Raw genomic sequence first — 17687 nt, 5'->3', positions numbered from 1 at the left:
ATTGTCTCCTGTGGTCTCAAAGGCGGGGGAAGGTCTTGCTGGAAGTCGACGCCCACTGCTATTTGCAGATCTTATCAAAACCACTATCATCCTGCTTGTAAAGATGGCTTTTTTTGATGCTTACCAAAAGGAATTTTTATGCCAGACCGTCGGCCTGAGCTGGGATGGATGCGCGTCTTTGCGGAGGTCGCAAGGCTCGGCAGCTTTTCGGCCGCGGCGGCAGTTCTCGGCCTCACGCAGCCCGCCGTCAGCTATCAGATTCGGCGGCTGGAAGAGCAGTTCGGCGTCGCCCTGCTGCGTCGACAGCACCGCGGCGTCGAGTTGACTGAGGAGGGCGAACGCCTTTTCCAGGTCGCGGCCAAGACGGTTGGTGACATCGATGCCCTGGCGCGCAGTTTCCGCGCTGAGGCTCAAAGGCCGGTCGTCAGACTGAGAACCGACTATGCCTTTTCGGGGCTTTGGCTGATCCCGCGCATGCACGGCTTTCGCCTCCTTCACCCCGAAATGGATATACAGATCGTCGCGACCCAGAGGCTTGAGCCCGGCTTTCGTGACGACGCAGATGTGGGGGTGGTTTTCGGCACAAAGGCGGAATTCGGCGCTATCGGATCGCTTCTGCTGAAGGAAGAAGTCGTGCCCGTCTGCACGCGAGGCTTTCTCGATCGCAACGGCCCGTTCGACGATCCGCAGCAGCTTGCCAAGTCGATCCTGATCCATCTCGACTCGCCGATGCCATCGCCCTGGTTCGACTGGCGAAGTTATTTTGCTGAATTCTCCGTCACTCGCGATCTCCATGCCGGCCGCGGTGATGTCAGCTTCAACACTTACTCGCTGGTCGTCCAGGCCGCTCTCAGCGAACAGGGCGTGGCGATCGGCTGGATGGGGCTGGTCGATACGCTTCTGTCCACGCACATGCTGGTGGAAGCCGGGCCGGTTATCGAGGCCCGCGACCGCGGTTACTGGCTGATACCGCCGCGATCGGCAAATGTTGATAGCGAAAGGCTCAGCAACTGGCTGGTGGATGAAGTCGGCAGGACATGACATTCGGACGGAGGCCGGCGCGTCATTGCATCCGGAATATGTTCGCGCTCAGGAGAGAAGCCTTGTCATGACCGACGCCGATCGACATTGTGGCATCGATTCATAGGGAAGGGGCGAAGCATGTCGCGAAGCGTCGGATACGTCGTTGGACTGCTCATGATCCTGTTGGGACTCATCTGGATCGCCCAGGGAAGCGGCTATTTTCCCTATCCCGCGTCCAGTTTCATGATCAACCAAAGCATCTGGGTTCTCTGGGGAATAATAATGGCTGTCGCGGGGCTCGCTGTGACAATCATTGTTTCACGGCTGCGCCGGAGAGGATGAGCCGGCAATCGTCCATGGCTTTGAGGGAATTCGACATCGACAAGTTCCTCGAGCAGAAATATCTGGCGGCTAACGGCCTGTCGAATTGAGGAGAATGGCATGAGCGCAGCTGAAATAGACGGCTTTGCGGACCGGATCAGGCACCACCGGGGCGGCATGATCTCCGCCTGGATCGGTATTCCCGACGCCACGCTCGCCAATCACCTGGCGCAGGAGGCCTTCGACGCCATCGTGCTGGATATGCAGCACGGCATGTGGGACATGCCCTCGGCAGCGAACGCCGTCGCCCAGGTGCGGCTTGCCGGCAAGCCGGCGCTGGCGCGCATACCAGTCGGTGATTTCGCCTCCGCCTCGCGCCTGCTCGATGCCGGCGCCTCCGGCATCATCGCGCCGATGATCAATTCGGTTGAAGACGCGCAAGCCTTCGTCAAGACCACAAAATACCCGCCTCTTGGCGAGCGCAGCTGGGGACCGTCACTGGCGCTCAACCATACAGGGCTGTCGGCCGATGATTATCTGAAGAACGCCAACGCGCTCACCGTTGCCATCGCCATGATCGAGACCCGGGCTGCACTCGAGGCGATCGACGGCATCCTCGGCGTTGCCGGCATCGATGGCATTTTCATCGGTCCTTCCGACCTTTCGATCGCACTCTCGAACGGCGACCAGGTGGCGCCGAACGCCGCCGAGATCGACAGCGCGATGCAGCATGCGGTTTCGCGCTGCCGCGCCCACGGCAAATTCGCCTGCGCCTTCGCCGGCGACGGCGAGCGGGCCGGCGAACTGCTGAAATTCGGCTTCGATCTGGTCATTGCCGGTGCCGAGACCGCGCAGCTGCGCTCCGGCGCCCGCCGCGCCATCAATGCCGCCCGCAGGATCGCTTCGGGAAGTTAGTCGGAGCGCGCTTCATTGCGCAGTTCCCTACCTGACACGCATTTGTTGCGTCGACCCAAGCTTCGCGAAAGCTTTGCCCGGCACAATCTCCCGCAATTGGGGGACCGTCTATGGATGATGCAGTAGCTGAGGATCGCGTACTCGAATTCGGGGCGAGCCGCGTATATATCGGAAAGTATTCCTACGGCGTTTTGGGGACCAAGGTGTTCACCTACGACCAGGGCGCGTCGTTGCGGGTCGGCAGGTTCTGCTCCGTGGCCATGGATGTGAGTATCCTGCTTGGTGGCGAGCATAAGACCAACTGCTTCACGACCTATCCTTTCGGACATGCGAAATTTTTGTCGCAACTCGGCGGCGAGGGGATCAAACAGCCGAGCGGCACGAAGGGCGACGTTGTTATCGGCAACGATGTCTGGATCGGCTTCGGAGCCACCATCCTTTCGGGCGTTACCATCGGCGATGGCGCGGTCATCGCCGCCCGCTCGCATGTTTATAAGGATGTCGAGCCTTTCGAGATCGTGGGCGGTAATCCGGCTCGGCACATAAGATACCGCTTCAATCCTGAAATCCGCGATCTCATGATGCAGCTCAAATGGTGGGAGCTGCCGGATGAGAGCATCAAGCAGATTTCTGAAATCCTCTTCTGCAGCGAGCCCACCAAGGAGCTTCTCGACCTCATGCTGCAGGCATTCCGGGGACAGGGCACCGACGGTGATCGGCAGACGGACGCCGCCTGAAGTTTCTGTCAGGCATTCCATCAGCCGCCCGATTTGACTGCCAGCCAGATCACATGCCGGGCGCCGCGTTTGCGGTTGGCGCGGGTATTGACGACCTCGACGGTAAAGCCGCTATCCTTGAGACGCCGCGTGAAATCGGGGTCCGGACCGGACGACCAGACGGCGAGCACGCCGCCGGGGCGAAGCGCGTCGCGGGCGGCGCGAAGGCCGGCGAAATCGTAGAGCCGATCGTTGGATTTGCGGGTCAGGCCATCAGGGCCGTTATCGACATCGAGCAGGATTGCGTCATAGGCGCCTTTGCCGGCACGGATCGCCTCGCCGACATCGCCCTGATGGATGCCGACGCGCGGATCGTCGAGACAGCCCTTGAAGACCTCGGCCATCGACCCGCGTGCCCAGGCGATCACGGCAGGCACCAGTTCGGCGACGGTGACGCCGGCGTCTTCCGGGAGGACGGCTAGAGCGGCGCGCAGGGTAAAGCCCATGCCGAGACCGCCGATCAAGATCCTTGGCTTCGGATTCATTTTGATCCGATCCCAGGAAAGGCTCGCCAGCGCTTCCTCCGAGCCGCTGAGGCGGCTGTTCATCAGCTCGTTGGCGCCGAGCATTATCGAGAACTCGCCGCCGCGCCGCTTCAGCCGCAATTCGCCGTTTTCACCGGGAATGGTCGCGGAATCGAGCTGGATCCAGGGCAGCATGACGGTATCGCCTCATATGAAAGAGACCGTCCCTAGCATGGGGCGCCAGAAGAGGCCAGCAAGCCGGCCTCAGATCATCCGCATGAAATGATCCTGCTCTAATTCGACGATGTCGTCCTGCGGAACGGCCGAACGGCGGCGAATATCTTCCACCTCATCGGGCCTCAGCCGGGCCTTCGGGTCGTCGAAGCGAACCTCCGGATCAGGCACGGCCGAGAGCAGCAGACGGGTATAGGGATGCAGCGGATTGTCGATCACCTTGGCGACGCTGCCCCATTCGACGATCTGGCCGGCATACATCACGGCGATGTCCTCGGCGACATAGCGGGCGGTGGCGATGTCATGGGTGATGTAGAGCAGGCCGAGATTCATCTCCTGCTTCATCTCGTTCAAGAGGTTCAGCACGCCGAGGCGCACGGAGACGTCGAGCATTGAGGTCGGTTCGTCGGCGACGATCACCTCCGGCTTGACGGCCAAGGCGCGAGCGATGTTGACGCGCTGGCGCTGGCCGCCAGAGAGCTCATGCGGATATTTCGGCGCAACGAGATCAGGGTCGAGCCTGACACGTTCAAGCAGTTCGCGGACCGCGACGTCGATCTTGGCCCCTTTGATCTCCGGGCGATGTAGCTTCAGCGGCCGCCGGAGATGATGGGTGATGGTGTGGGCCGGGTTGAGGGAAGCGAAAGGGTCCTGGAAGATCATCTGCACCGAGCGGCGGTAGCGGGCGATCTCGGCGGATTTTGCCGCCTCGACAGGCCGGCCCTTGTAGAGAATTCGGCCCGATGTCGGCAGATATTCGCGCATCGCCATGCGGGCGCAGGTGGTCTTGCCGCTGCCGGATTCGCCGACGAGTGCCAGCGCCCGGCCGGCATGCAGAGAAAACGAGATGGCGCGGGCGGCATGTACGGCCCCGGAACCATGGCCGAAGGTCTTCGTCACCTTGTCGAGTGCGAGAATGGCGTCGGTCATAACAGCACTCCTCCATGCAGCGAGGGGAAGGAAGCCCAGAGCTTTTTCGTGTAGCCATGCTTGGGCGTCCTGTAGATCGCCTCGGCCGTGTTCTGCTCCACCAGCTGGCCTGACAGCATGATGCCGATGCGGTCGCAGAATTGCACCATCAGCCCGAGATCATGGGTGATGAACAGCACGGAAAAACCGAAGCTGCGGCGCAATTCATTGATGCGCTGCAGGATTTCGCGCTGGACGACGACGTCGAGCGCCGTCGTCGGTTCGTCCATGACGACGAGCTTCGGATTGAGCGCCATGCAGATGGCGATGACGATGCGCTGGCGCATGCCGCCGGAAAACTGGTGCGGATAATCGCGCATGCGGTCCGGCGCAATGTCGACGAGCGTCAGCATCTCGGCGGTGCGCTCGCGGGCTGCAGCGCGGCTCATGCCCTTGTGGGTGCGCAGCATGTCGTAGAATTGCGCCTCGATGCGCAGCACCGGGTTCAGCGAGTTCATCGCGCTCTGGAAGACCATGGCGACCTCGCGCCAGCGGAAGGCGCTGAGCGCCTGCCGGTCGAGGCCGAGCACATCGCGGCCGTCGAGCAGGATGCGGCTCTCCTTGCGGATCAGCGCGGGCGGCTTGTGCAGGCGGCTGATGGCAAAAGCGATGGTGCTCTTGCCGCAGCCGGATTCGCCCGCAAGGCCGAAGACCTCGCCGGGCGCGACATCGAAGCTGACATCGCTAACGGCGCGGAAATCTTTCTCCTCGCCGATATAGTCGATGGTGAGGTTCCTCACCGAGAGCAGCGGCTGCGTCACAGGCGGCCCTCCCCTGTTCGAACGAGCAGGGACCAGCGCTTCAGGTGATTGCCGGTGCGCAGCCGCGGATTGGCGATTTCGTCGACGGCGAAGTTCAGCAATGACATGCCGATGCCGAGGAAGGCGAGCGCGAAGCAGGGGGTGAGAATATCCCACCAGGCGCCGACAGAAAGGGCCGAGGCCTTCTGCGCATTGTAGAGCATGGTGCCCCAGGAGATCGCTCTCGGATCGCCGAGGCCGAGGAATTCCAGTGTCGCCTCGGTGATGATCGCGAAGATGACGCTGCCGATGAAATTGATGCCGACGATTGAAATCACGTTGGGAAAGATTTCGAATGTCATGATGCGCCATTGCGGCTCACCCATCATCTCGGCCGATTTGACGAAATCCTTCTGCTTGACGGAGAGCGTTTCGGCACGAGTGACGCGCGCGCCCCATGCCCAGGAGGTGGCACCAAGGATAAGGGCGATGACGAGAGGGCTTGCCTGGCCGATGAAGGCGGCGAGGACCAGCAGAAGCGGCAAGTTCGGAACGACCAGCACCATGTTGGTGAAGAAGCTGATGATCTCGTCGGTCTTGCCGCCGCGATAGCCGGAGATGATGCCGAGTGCGGTGCCGACGAGTGTAATCAGCAGGCCGGCGCCGAAGCCGACGGCAAGCGAAGTCCGGGCGCCGTAGATCAACCGGGCGAAGACATCCTGGCCGATGCGGGTGGTGCCGAGGATATGATCGAGCGATGGCGGCTGGTGCGGCCGCCCGGTGCGGGCGGCGGGATCGTACTGTGTCAGCAGGGGCGCTGCGATCGCGACGAGGACGATGAAGGCGATGATGACGAGACCGACGAGCGCCTTGCGGTTTCGAAGCAGGGTCTTCATCTCACGCTCCCTTCAGCCGCGGGTCGAGCAGCACATAGCTGACGTCGACGATAAAATTGGCGATCAGCATGGTCGCGGTCATGATGAGCAACTGGCCCTGGATGACGGGGTAATCGCGGGCGAGGATCGCCTGGTAGAGAATGTTGCCGAGGCCGGGGTAATTATAGACGACCTCCGTCACCAGCGAGCCGCCGAGGATGGTGCCGATGGCGATGGCAAGGCTGGAGACAGTTGGCAATAGGGCGTTGCGAGCTGCGTACCAGAGCATCACATGCCGGTCGGAAAGGCCCTTGGCGCGGGCCATGACGATATAGTCCTCGCCGAGCAGGTTGATCATGTTGTTGCGCATGGTGACGGTGAAGCCGCCGATCAGCACGGTGCAGAGCGTCACCATCGGCAAGACGCCGTGATAGGCGAGGCTGCCGATATATTTCAGGCTGAAGGCCGGATCGAGCGCTGGGTCGGCGGCATAACCATTCGGAAACCAGCCGAGCGTGAAGCCGAAGACGAAGAGCACGATCAGCGAGGTGACGACGGCCGGCACCGAGGTCGCGAAGATCGCGCCGACGGAGACGATGACGTCGAACTTGCTGCCGCGGCGCCAGGCGGCGACGATGCCGAGAAAGGTGCCGAGCGCGAAGCTGACGATCGTCGCCGTGCCCATCAGGCCGACGGTCCAGACGAGCGCATGGCCGAGCACCGAGGTGACGGGCAGCGGGAAATACTTGATCGAGCGGCCGAGATCGCCGGTGAAGATGCTGCCGAGATAGGTGAGGTACTGCTGCCAGAGCGGCCCGTCGACGAAACCGAAGGTGAGCTTCAGCGCCTGCAGGCTTTCCGGCGGCAATTCGGTGCCGGCGCTCGAGAACATGATCTGCACGGGATCGCCCGGCATCAGACGCGGCAGGAAGAAATTGATCGTCGCTGCCGCGATGAAGGCTGCCACGTAGAAGACGAGGCGGCGAAGCAGGAAAGCCATGGGGACTCCGTCGTGACGGAGCGGCGCTGTACGCCGCTCCCGAGGATTGCGATGCTTACTTGACCGGCTCGAGAGCAAGCAGGTTCAGCAGGCGTGCCGGATTGGTCCGCGAGATCGACGGATTGACGAAGGGGTTTTCCTTGGTCGACCAGCCGGTGAAGCGCTTGGTGTTGTATTGATACCAGTTCGGATTGTTGAACACCGGAATCATCGGCATGTTTTCGGCGACGATGCGCTGCGCCTTGTTCATGGCGTCCTTCTGCTTGGCAAGGTCGGCGGTATGAGTGAACTCGGTGACGAGTTTTTCGACCTCCGGATTGAACCAGCGCTGCGCGGTGAAGCGGGTCTTGCCCTTGTCCGAGGCGCTGAAGGCGCGCTTATAGGGGTAATAGGGCGAAGCCGATGCCGGCAGGCTGTTGATCGCCGCATCGAAGGTGCCGTTGATGAGGTTGCCGGTCCAGACCGCTTCCTCCGGCGTTTCGATCTTGGCGTCGATGCCGACGGCCTGCATGCCTTCCACGGCGATGTTGACTGTGTCGACCCAGTCCGTCCAGGAGTTCGGGACAATGATGGAGAAGGAGATCTTGCTGCCGTCGGGATTGTCGCGGAAGCCGTCGCCGTCCTGGTCCTTGTAGCCCGCCTCGTCGAGCAGGGCCTTGGCGGCATCGGCATCATAGGTTGCGAACTTGCCGAAGTCGGCCTTGACGGATGGGTCCGCCCAGCTCTTGTAGAGCTCGCCCATCAGGCCGGGGTCTTCGTTCAGCGTCGGATAGCCGTAGCCGGCGACGTCGATCATCGTCTTGCGGTCGAGCGCCATGCCGACGGCACGGCGGAATTTCAGGTCGTTGAAGGCCTTCTTGTTGTTCTCGTTCGCCGTTTCCAAGTTGAACAGAAAGGCGACCATGCTGCTCGGCGAATACCAGTAATGGAAGTGCGCCGGATCCTTGGAAACATAGACATTGTCGATGTCGGGAATGAAGGAGACGCCCCAGTCGAGCGTGCCGTCGGCCGTTGCCGTCAGGATCTGGTTGTTGTCGGCAAGCTGCGGGAAGCGCATGCAATCGACTTTCAGATGGGCATTGTCCCAATAGTGCGGGTTGCGGCACTGGTCATAGGTCTGGCCGGTGAAGCGTGGCACTTCCGTCAGCGGGCCACTGCCGACCGGGGTTTCGTTGGCGAAGGTGACCGGGTCGGAGATGTCCTTCCAGACATGTTCCGGAACGATCGGCAACTGTGAGATCTGCTCGGCGGCAAGCGAGCTCGGATTGGCGAGCGTGAAGCGCACCGTCTGACCGTCGACGGCCTGCACGTCGGTGACGAAGGTCCAGATGCTGACGAAGTCGAGCGCCGGGAATTTCTTCAGGTAATCATAGGTGAACTTGACGTCGGCCGCCGTCAGCGGCTTGCCGTCAGACCATTTCAGGTCTGAGCGCAGCTTGAATTCGATGCTCTTCAGATCATCAGAGAGCTTGAAGCTTTCGGCCAGGCGATAGACCGGCTTGTTGCTGTCGAAGCGGTTGAAGACGACCAGCGGCTCGTAGATGAAATCGAGCGTCGACTGGCGCGCCGAGGTCTGGTTGAACGGGTTGAAGTTGCGAACCCAGGTCGTCGCCGGTTCGATATTCACTGTGAGGACCGTCTGCGCCATGGCCGATCCCGAAAGCAGCGTCAGCGCGGCGGCAAGAAGATATTTTTTCATGTTCTATTCCCCTTTTCTTATGCGGTGAGAGTTGGCGCGCCGGTCAGGAGACCAGCGCGCTTGCAAACATGTTTTCGACTTCTGCGTGGGCGGCGCGGACATCGATCTTGAGATTGCCGAGGCGCGCCTTGCCGGCGACGATCCGCTGCAGGGCGGCGTCCGTCAGCGGGCGGGCGGCCTTGGCGGCGGCTTCGCTTTCCGGGATATCGCCGTGGCTGTGGAGCGCGATGTCAAAGCCTGCGTCGAGCACCTGTTTGACGCGCTCCGGCAGGGTGCCGGAGAGCGACTCCATGAAGATGCAGTCGGAAATCAGCACGCCGTCATAGCCCATATCGTTGCGGATCACGTCGTGCATGATCGGCGAGACCGACGCCGGCAGCTCCGCGTCATAGGCCGAATAGACGACATGGGCGACCATCGCCCATGGCGTATCCTTCAGCGCCACGAAGGGCTTGAAATCGGTGGCGGTAAGCGTCTCGCGGCTGGCATTGACCACCGGACGTTCCTTGTGGGAGTCGAGCGTCGCACGGCCATGGCCGGGAATATGCTTGATGACAGGCATATTGCCGGTCTCGAGCAGGCCATCGACCACCTCGCGGCCGAGGGCAGCGATGAAATCGGGATCAGGGCCGAAGGAGCGGGCGCCGATGACCGCACTCGTCGTCTCGAAGACGAGGTCGAGAACGGGCGAGCATCCGCTGGAAAGACCGAGTTCCGCCATCATCGCGCCCATGGCCTGGGAGGAAAGGCGCAGTGCTTTTTTGCCGAGATCGAAATCGCGGCGTGCAAGTTCGGCAAACTGGCCGAAGCTGCGGAAGAGCGGCCAGGGGCCGGCATCGAGATGCTGAACGCGGCCGCCTTCCTGGTCGGTGAAGACAGGCGCGTCGTCGCGACCGACGGCTTCGCGGAAACGCTCGATCAGCCGCTTCGTCTGCTCCGGCTCGCGCTGATTGCGCCGGCCGACGAACAGGCCGAGCGGATTGGTTTCCCGAAAGAGGGCGAATTCATCATCCGAAATAGTGGGATTCGGAAGGCCGACGAAAAGGGCGAGCGGGGTCGAGGACAATTCTGGTGCTCCGGTATCAAACGGTCATTTCGGCGCGCTTCTCAGCATGCCTTCGTAGATGCCCTTATCGAGGGCGGGGATGATGGTTGCGCCTGCAGTCTTGGAGTAGAAATCGACCGGCCCGGCATCGCCGATGAAGGCATAGGCGTGGCCGAGCGTTTTCATGGCCTGAAGGCAGGCGGAAAAGAGGGCGAGCCCGATGCCCTTGCCGCGGGCGTCGGGATCGACGCCGGTGGGGCCGAAGAAGCCCCGCGCCGTCGTGTCATAGCAGGCAAAGCCGAGCAGCTTGCCTGCTTCAACGGCGATCAGGCAGGCAACGGGCTGGCGGGAGAAGGCGACGGCGACTTCGCTCGCCCAGTTCTCGCTGAACCGTTCGCGAACCCAGCTGACGATAAGATGCAGTTCTGGGGGGAGGGCCGGACGGATGGAGACGCCGACATCGTCGGCTTTGCGTTTCAGGTCGGCGAGCTCAGTGGAATATAGGCTCACAAGCAGGTTTGGCACCTGTCACTCCTCCAGTTATTCCTTTATTGCGGAATATATCCCCTTTTAGTGTCATAGACTTGGCCATCTGGCCGGGCTTGTCAACAAGGTTTTTCAAACGGCCAAAGGCACGACCCGCCGCTGTCCCCAGGGTTTCAACGCAAAGTAGGTGCCGAACGCAAAAACGGCCCGGAAAGACCGGGCCGTTTTCGATTGGCGGAATATTGGTGGAGCGAGCGCCTATTCGCCGTCCTTCCAAAGCGCATGAAAATGCTGCACCGGGCCGTGGCCGGAGCCGACGGTGAGGTGTCCGGCAGCCGCGACCGCGCCGGCGAGGTAATCCTTGGCGATGGCGACGGCCTCCCGCGCCGAGGCGCCCTTGGCGAGCTCGGCCGCCAGCGCGCTGGAGAGGGTGCAGCCGGTGCCGTGGGTGTTCTTGGTCGGCACGCGCCTGGCTTCAAACCAGTGCAGGTCGGCGGCCGTGGCAAGCACGTCAGGGCTCTCGTCGCTGTCGAGATGGCCGCCCTTGACCAGCACTGCGGCCGGGCCAAGCGCCCGCAGACGCTCGGCCTGTTCCGCCATCTCAGCCCGGCTTGTCGCGAGCGGCTGGTGCAGCAGGGCGGCAGCTTCCGGAAGGTTCGGGGTCAGCAGTGTTGCCAGTGGCAGCAGCCGGCGAGTCAATACGTCGACCGCTTCGGGCGCCAGCAGGGCGGCACCACCCTTGGCGATCATGACAGGGTCGACGACGATCGGAATGTCGCGGTGGTCAGTCAGCGCGCCGGCAACAGCGTCGGCGATGCCGGCATTGGCGATCATGCCGATCTTGACGGCATCGACGCGCACATCGGCAAAGACGGCATTGATCTGGTCGGCGACGAATTGCGGCGGCACCAGGTGCACGCCGCTGACGCCTTGCGTGTTCTGGGCCGTCAGCGCGGTCAGCACCGCCATGCCGTAGACGCCGCGGGCGGAAAAGGCCTTGAGATCGGCCTGGATGCCGGCGCCGCCGGAGGGATCGGAGCCGGCGATCGAGAGAACGTTGCGGATCATGCGCGAGCCTTTCGAATTTCTGCAGCGATGCGGCGCGTGGCCGCTTCCGGATCGGGCGTGCCGCAGATGGCGGAAACGACGGCAAGCCCCCTGGCGCCTGCAGCAAACACCTCGGCGACATGATCCGCCTTGAGCCCGCCGATCGCGACCGATGGCACCGGCGAGGCCTTTACCAGCCTTGCAAGGCCGTCAAAGCCGATCGGCTGCTTGTGATCGGCCTTGGTCGGTGTCGCAAACACCGGCCCGACGCCGGTGTAATCGATGAGATCAGGATCGACGGCGTTCGCAAGCACCTCGCTCTCGACCGAAAGACCAAGGATCATCTCGGCACCGACCATCGCCCGCGCTTTGCGCGCATCCATATCCTCCTGGCCGATATGGAGGCCGTCGGCGCCGATGGCGATTGCCGCCTCGACATCATCGTTGATGATGAGGAGGGCGCCGGTCCCATCCAGCGCCTGTTTCAAGGCGCGGCCGGTCTCGATCATCCTGATGGTGCCGGCATGTTTGTCGCGCAGCTGCACCATGGTCGCGCCGCCGGCAACGGCAAGGCGTGCGGTCTCCACCATGCCGATCCCCGCGCAGAGATCGGGGTCGAGGACGAGATAGAGCGAAAGGTCGAAAGCCCTCATGCGGCTGATATCCTTGCCCTGGCGTCAAGCGTTTCGGCGTCGAGCGCAGCCAGCGCATCGAGGAAGCGCCAGGAGAAGGACCCAGGCCCGGCCGCTCCGAGTGCGGCCTCCTCGCCGGCGATGGCGAAGGTTGAAAGTGCTGCGACCGTCGCGCCGAAGATATCATCCGGCACTGTGGCGGCAAAGGCGCCGACGAGGCAGGTGAGCGAGCAGCCGAGCGCGGTAACTCGCGGCATCAAGACCGATCCGCCTTCGATGCGCACGGCCCGCTCGCCGTCGGTGACGAAATCCACGGCGCCGGTAACGGCAACCACCGCTCGCTGACGCTCGGCGAGCCATCGCGCCGAACTTTCCGCCTGCTCGACCGGGTCGCGGCTGTCGACGCCCTGGCCGCGGCTCTCTCCGCCGGCCAGCGCGATGATTTCGGAAGCGTTGCCGCGGATGATGGTCGGACGCAGCGCTAGGAGATCGGCGACCGCATTGCGGCGGAAAGCCGTCGCATAATGCGCGACAGGATCGAGCACCCAGGGCTTGCCGGTTGATGTCGCCACCTTCGCAGCCGCCTGCATGCCGTCGATCCATTGCGTCGACAGCGTGCCGATATTGATTGTCACAGCACTTGCGATCCCGGCGAATTCGCCGGCTTCTTCGGCGGCATGCACCATGGCGGGCGAGGCGCCGGCGGCAAGCAGAACATTCGCGGCGATATTCATGGCGACGTAATTGGTGATGCACTGAACGAGCGGCGGCTTTTCGCGCATCGCCTTCAGCATCGCTCCTGGTGTGGTCCTGGTCTGCATATGGCCCCTTTCAGGCGGGGCGAGCACGGGGCGGTTCGTGCGGGCGATGCCGCGGCCCCGAGCGACTCCCTCCGCCGGCATTATCCGGTTCAGGTTCGAAGGGTGCTTCTCAGCCCGTCTGTCGACGAACGCCCCTGTCTCTCATCGCGATTCTTTTCGCAGAGAACGGAGGTGATGTCATCCCGAAAATGATCGACGCGGCGCAACGATTGTCGACGATTTGAGAAAGGCGATCAGCCGACGATCTGGCCAGCCGCCGCCGACATCCTCGTTCGCGACATTTTAGTCATGTCTCAACCCTTCAATCACGCATGCGCTTCCCTACCGCGATAGACCTCCGGATCGGGGATCGGAACCGCGGCGATCAGTGCGCGGGTGTAGTCATCCCTCGGGTTCTCGAAGATATCCCGCCGTGTGCCGGTTTCGATTATGCGGCCAGCGCGCATGACGGCGACATTGTGCGACATGCGCTCGACCACCGCCATGTCGTGGGAGATGAAGAGATAGGCGAGCCCCATCGTTTCCTGCAGTTCGAGCAGCAGGTCGAGCACCCGGGCGCGGACGGAGACATCAAGCGCTGCGACGCTTTCGTCGGCGACGATCAGCTTTGGCTCAAGCGCGAGCGCCCGGGCGATGCAGATGCGCTGGCGCTGGCCGCCTGAAAACTCGTGCGGGTAGCGCGTCGCCGCATCAGGCGTCAGGCCGACCCGGCGCAGCAGTTCGGCGACGCGGTCCTGCCGTTCACTGTGGTTGCCGATGCCGTGGATGACCATCGGTTCGCCGATCGCCTTGCCGACGGCCATGCGCGGGTCGAGCGAGGCATAGGGATCCTGGAAGATCATGTGCGCCGAGCGGCGCACCGGCCGCATCTCACGCTGGCTGAGGCCGGCGATATTGCGGCCGTCGATCAGAACGTTGCCCTGGAAGGGGATGAGACCGAGCACCGCCTTGCCGGTCGTCGATTTGCCGGAGCCGCTTTCGCCGACGAGGCCGAGCGTTTCACCCGGCAGGATATCGAAGGAAACGCCGTCGACGGCCGCGACCGGCGGTTTGCCCTTGAAAAACCGGCTTGCGGCATTGCCGTAGGTGACGGTGAGGTCGCGCACGTTCAGGACCGGCGTGCGGTCCGGATGCAGCGTCTCGACGGCGCGCTGGGTGATGCGGGGCGGACGGTCGGTGCCTGCAAGCGCGCCGAGCCGCGGGACGGCGGCGAGCAATTGCTGCGTATAGGCCTCCTTCGGCCGCTGGAAGACGGCGAGCGCCGTTCCTTGCTCGACGATCCTGCCATTCTGCATGATGACGACGCGATCGGCCATTTCGGCGACGACGCCCATGTCGTGAGTGATCAGGATGATCGAGGCGCCGAATTCGCGCTTCAACTCGCGCATCAGCCTGAGGATCTGCGCCTGTACGGTGACGTCGAGTGCCGTCGTCGGCTCGTCGGCGATCAGCACCTTCGGCCGGCAGGAGAGCGCCATGGCGATCATCACCCGCTGGCGCATGCCGCCGGAAAGCTCGTGCGGATATTGCTTCAGCCGCCGGGCCGGCTCGGTGATCTGCACGGCATCGAGCATCTTCAGCGCCACCGCCTCGGCATTGTCGCTGCCCTGGTGCGCGCGGATTGCCTCGGTCAGCTGGTTGCCGACCGACATGACCGGGTTCAGCGAGGTCATCGGCTCCTGGAACACCATGGCGATATCGCCGCCACGGACGCTGCGCATGGCCCGGTCGGAAAGTGTGAGCAGGTCGCGCTCGCCAAGCAGCACGCTGCCGGAGGCGACCCGCAGCGAGGCTTTCGGCAAGAGCCCCATGATCGACAGCGAGGTGACCGACTTGCCGGAGCCGGATTCGCCGGCAATGCAGAGCGTTTCGCCGCTTGCAAGCGCGAAGCTGACATCCTGGAGCACCGGCTTGCGGCCTTCGGGCGTGCGGGCATCGACGCTCAGCTTGCGAAGGCTGAGCACCGGTGCTGCGGCGGGCATGGCTTCGTTCACGCGAACACGATCCTCGGGAAGTAGAAGGAGACCACCCAGTTCGGCTGGTCGACGATCTCGCTGATCCGGAGATCGCCGCAGACCGAGCAGAGCAGGTAGGCATCGACGGCGCTCATGCCGTGTTCGGCGCCGAGAAGATCGATCATGCGCATGACGCTTTCGCGCGCCCCGGTCATCAGATCAGGGCCGATGCCTGTCGTCACCTCGTAGCCGGCGCCGTCGAGGTGGCGGGTCACCGGTTCGGTCGTGGTGAAGCGCGGCGTCTGCAGCTTGGCGTCCTTGACGAGCTCGATCGTCGCTTCGACGTTCATCTGGCTTTCGATCGCCGTGCCGCAGACTTCGCCATCGCCCTGGGCGGCATGGGTATCCCCGATCGAGAAGAGGGCGCCTTCGACTTCTATGGGCAGGTAGAGTGTGACACCCGCCGTCAGGTCGCGAATATCCATGTTGCCGCCGACGCGGCGCGGGGGAACGACGGAGTGGGTGCCGGGCTCGGCTGGTGCGACACCGATCGTGCCGGCAAAAGGCTTCAGCGGCACGCGGCCGCCCGGGCCGTAAAGGGCGGGCACCATGCTGGTCGCGTCGTAGGACCAGACATGCAGCGCCGGATCCGTGAAATGGTCGGCAAGCAGGCCGAAGCCCGGAATATTGGCCGTCCAGCCGACGCCCGAGGGAATGAACTTGCGCAGCGTCACCTTCAGCGCATCGCCAGGTTTGGCGCCTTCGATATAGACCGGGCCGGAGACCGGGTTGATCTTGCCGAAATCGAGCGCGTTCAGCGTTTCCAGGGTCGCGTCGCTTCCGAGCTGGCCACCCGATGAATCCATGCATTCGAAGTGGATCGTCTCTCCGGGTTTGGCGACGACGGCGGGGGTGAAATCCTTGTTCCAGCCGAAATTATGCTGGGCGCGGTGGATGGTGTGGGTGCAGGCGATGCACATGTCATGTCTCCCTCGATTTTATGACGCCTTCCCGGCGTGGACCGGGAAGGCATTGTTTCTTAGGGCTTATTGCTTCACGTAGATCGCGTCGTAATTGATAACGCGGGTCGGATCGATGTAGATGTTGTCAGCACCGCCCATGCGCAGCGACTTGGCGACGACGCGGCGTTCGTTGATGACAGGGATCCACGGCGCATCGGCCATGATATCGGTGAAGATCTTGCCCCAGGCGGCGGCGCGCTCGGCTGATTTTGCCGGATCGGACATGGAGTCGGCGGCAACGGCGCGCTTGTCGAGATCGGCGTTGCAGTACCACGACCAGTTCCAGCCGCCCGGAACCGCGCCGGCACAACCGAGGATCGGGCCGTAGAAGTTGGACGGATCCGGGAAGTCGGCGATCCAGGCCATGCCGCCCGACCAGATCATCGGCGCTTCGCCTTCCGTGCCGCCTGCCGAGATGACGTTTGCCTGGGCGAGCGCCCGGACTTCGGCCTTGACGCCGACGGCGGCCAGATCCTGCTGGATCGCCTGGGCGATACGCGGCTGCGGATCGGTGTTTGTGGAGTAGAGCACGGTCTCGAAGCCATCGGGATAGCCGGCTTCGGCAAGCAGCGCCTTGGCTTTCGCCACGTCATAGGCATAGCCGGTGAAGGACTTGTCGTAGCCCGGCATCAGCGGCGGTAGCGGCTGGTTGGCAGGCGTTGCGCGGCCGTTGAGGATGCGGGTGATGCGCTCCTTGTTGATCGCCATGTTCAGCGCCTGGCGAACCTTGACGTTATCGAAGGGCTTCACCTTGGTGTTCAGGGTGATGTAGCCGGTGTGCAGCTGTTCGCCGTCGACGATCATCTGAGCGCCGTCGGCCGAATTCTTGATTTCGAGGAACTTCGCCGGCGGAATGCCGTCGCCGGCGATATCGACCTCGCCCTTCTGCAGGCGCAAGAGCGCCACCAGCGGCTCCTGGCCGACCTCGACCTTGAAGCTGTCGATATAGGGAACACCCTTGACGAAATAATCCTTGTTGCGTTCGAAAACGAGCTGCTGGCCGATCGTCCAATCCTTCAGGATGAAGGTGCCGGAGCCGACGGGCTTCTTGCCGAAGTCGCCGGCGGCCGCCTCGACGGCTTCCTTCGGCACGACCGAGGCGAAGTTGATGGCAAGCACGTGCAGGAAGGTGGCGTCTGGGCGCGAGAGATTGAAGATGACGGTGCTATCGTCAGGCGTCTCGATGCCGGAGAGCGTCGTCGTCTTGCCGCCGGTTTCATCCTCGAAGCCCTTGATGGCGCCGAAGAAGCCGGCGCCGGGGCCTTGCGTCTTCGGGTCGACGGCGCGTTCGATCGAATACTTCACGTCGGAGGCGACGACCTCGCGGCCGTTCGAGAACTTCACGCCCTTGTGCAGCTTGAAGGTATAGGTCAAGCCATCGGGCGAAACGGTGAAGCTTTCCGCAAGCGAGGGAACCGGGTTCGGCGTGCCGGGCGCATAGTCCATCAGGCGGGAATAAAGGCTCTTGATCATCGACCAGTTGACCCAGTCGTAGCCGATCGCCGGGTCGAGCGTGGTGATGTCGTCCTTGTAGGTGACGACGATATCGCCGCCCTGCTTGGGCGTTTCCTGCGCCATGACGGACAGTGGAGCGAGCGCCACCATCGTTGCCATGGTCGTCTGTTGCAGCCAGCGTTTGAACATCTTGGTTCCCCTTCTTTGG

General features: G+C 63.0%; 18 protein-coding genes and 1 riboswitch. Of the genes, 4 read left to right on the top strand and 14 right to left on the bottom strand.

Annotation, left to right across the window (positions count from 1 at the left end):
* Positions 1-138: 138 nt before the first annotated feature.
* The 4 genes from G9X64_RS07610 to G9X64_RS36980 all read left to right on the top strand — a co-directional run bounded on the left by G9X64_RS07610 (position 139) and on the right by G9X64_RS36980 (position 2996).
* Complete coding sequence (locus G9X64_RS07610) at positions 139-1041, top strand: choline sulfate utilization transcriptional regulator (protein WP_171376293.1); 903 nt, start codon at positions 139-141, stop codon at positions 1039-1041.
* A 120-nt stretch (positions 1042-1161) separates the two neighbouring features.
* On the top strand, positions 1162-1365 hold the full coding sequence (locus tag G9X64_RS07605) for a hypothetical protein (protein ID WP_168312223.1): 204 nt from the start codon (positions 1162-1164) through the stop codon (positions 1363-1365).
* A 99-nt stretch (positions 1366-1464) separates the two neighbouring features.
* On the top strand, positions 1465-2259 hold the full coding sequence (locus G9X64_RS07600) for an HpcH/HpaI aldolase family protein (protein ID WP_168312224.1): 795 nt from the start codon (positions 1465-1467) through the stop codon (positions 2257-2259).
* Positions 2260-2369: 110 nt separating this feature from the next.
* Complete coding sequence (locus G9X64_RS36980) at positions 2370-2996, top strand: CatB-related O-acetyltransferase (RefSeq protein WP_171376292.1); 627 nt, start codon at positions 2370-2372, stop codon at positions 2994-2996.
* Between the two features lie 20 nt (positions 2997-3016).
* On the opposite strand, the gene G9X64_RS07590 is transcribed toward G9X64_RS36980, so the two are convergent.
* The 14 genes from G9X64_RS07590 to G9X64_RS07525 form a co-directional block, all read right to left on the bottom strand.
* Positions 3017-3694 carry a spermidine synthase gene (locus G9X64_RS07590; RefSeq protein ID WP_168315091.1) on the bottom strand — a complete coding sequence of 226 codons (678 nt, stop codon included), beginning with the start codon at positions 3692-3694 and terminating at the stop codon, positions 3017-3019.
* 69 nt (positions 3695-3763) lie between these two features.
* A complete protein-coding gene (locus tag G9X64_RS07585; RefSeq protein ID WP_171376291.1) occupies positions 3764-4663 on the bottom strand; it encodes an ABC transporter ATP-binding protein in 900 nt (299 codons plus the stop codon).
* Positions 4660-5463, bottom strand: coding sequence for an ABC transporter ATP-binding protein (locus G9X64_RS07580; RefSeq protein ID WP_168315093.1), 804 nt, complete (start codon positions 5461-5463; stop codon positions 4660-4662). The genes G9X64_RS07585 and G9X64_RS07580 overlap by 4 nt, the downstream gene beginning before the upstream one ends.
* A complete protein-coding gene (locus tag G9X64_RS07575; RefSeq protein ID WP_033183630.1) occupies positions 5460-6338 on the bottom strand; it encodes an ABC transporter permease in 879 nt (292 codons plus the stop codon). Before G9X64_RS07575 ends, G9X64_RS07580 begins: the two co-directional genes overlap by 4 nt.
* Before the next feature lies 1 nt (position 6339).
* Positions 6340-7317, bottom strand: coding sequence for an ABC transporter permease (locus G9X64_RS07570; protein WP_168315094.1), 978 nt, complete (start codon positions 7315-7317; stop codon positions 6340-6342).
* A gap of 55 nt (positions 7318-7372) precedes the next feature.
* Positions 7373-9016, bottom strand: a complete 1644-nt coding sequence (locus G9X64_RS07565; protein ID WP_171376290.1) for an ABC transporter substrate-binding protein — start codon at positions 9014-9016, stop codon at positions 7373-7375.
* 43 nt (positions 9017-9059) lie between these two features.
* Complete coding sequence (locus G9X64_RS07560; protein ID WP_168315096.1) at positions 9060-10082, bottom strand: glycoside hydrolase family 3 N-terminal domain-containing protein; 1023 nt, start codon at positions 10080-10082, stop codon at positions 9060-9062.
* A gap of 24 nt (positions 10083-10106) precedes the next feature.
* Complete coding sequence (locus tag G9X64_RS07555; protein WP_171376289.1) at positions 10107-10586, bottom strand: GNAT family N-acetyltransferase; 480 nt, start codon at positions 10584-10586, stop codon at positions 10107-10109.
* Between the two features lie 219 nt (positions 10587-10805).
* Complete coding sequence (thiD, locus tag G9X64_RS07550; protein WP_171376288.1) at positions 10806-11615, bottom strand: bifunctional hydroxymethylpyrimidine kinase/phosphomethylpyrimidine kinase; 810 nt, start codon at positions 11613-11615, stop codon at positions 10806-10808.
* The gene (thiE, locus tag G9X64_RS07545) at positions 11612-12247 is read right to left on the bottom strand and encodes a thiamine phosphate synthase (protein WP_168315099.1); all 636 of its coding nucleotides are present in this window, start codon (positions 12245-12247) and stop codon (positions 11612-11614) included. Before thiE ends, thiD begins: the two co-directional genes overlap by 4 nt.
* On the bottom strand, positions 12244-13047 hold the full coding sequence (gene thiM, locus G9X64_RS07540) for a hydroxyethylthiazole kinase (protein ID WP_168315100.1): 804 nt from the start codon (positions 13045-13047) through the stop codon (positions 12244-12246). The genes thiE and thiM overlap by 4 nt, the downstream gene beginning before the upstream one ends.
* Before the next feature lie 49 nt (positions 13048-13096).
* A riboswitch (TPP riboswitch) is annotated at positions 13097-13193 on the bottom strand.
* Positions 13194-13352: 159 nt separating this feature from the next.
* A complete protein-coding gene (locus G9X64_RS07535) occupies positions 13353-15041 on the bottom strand; it encodes an ABC transporter ATP-binding protein (protein ID WP_171376287.1) in 1689 nt (562 codons plus the stop codon).
* Positions 15038-15982 carry an acetamidase/formamidase family protein gene (locus G9X64_RS07530; RefSeq protein WP_168315102.1) on the bottom strand — a complete coding sequence of 315 codons (945 nt, stop codon included), beginning with the start codon at positions 15980-15982 and terminating at the stop codon, positions 15038-15040. The genes G9X64_RS07535 and G9X64_RS07530 overlap by 4 nt, the downstream gene beginning before the upstream one ends.
* Positions 15983-16048: 66 nt before the next feature.
* Positions 16049-17668, bottom strand: coding sequence for an ABC transporter substrate-binding protein (locus G9X64_RS07525; protein ID WP_168315103.1), 1620 nt, complete (start codon positions 17666-17668; stop codon positions 16049-16051).
* Between the last annotated feature and the right edge of the window lie 19 nt (positions 17669-17687).

The sequence above is a fragment of the Rhizobium sophorae genome, from assembly GCF_013087515.1.
In the GTDB taxonomy this organism is placed as follows: domain Bacteria; phylum Pseudomonadota; class Alphaproteobacteria; order Rhizobiales; family Rhizobiaceae; genus Rhizobium; species Rhizobium sophorae.
The sequence above is the reverse complement of the archived record's forward strand: the minus strand, read 5'-3'. Positions and strand labels throughout refer to the sequence as shown.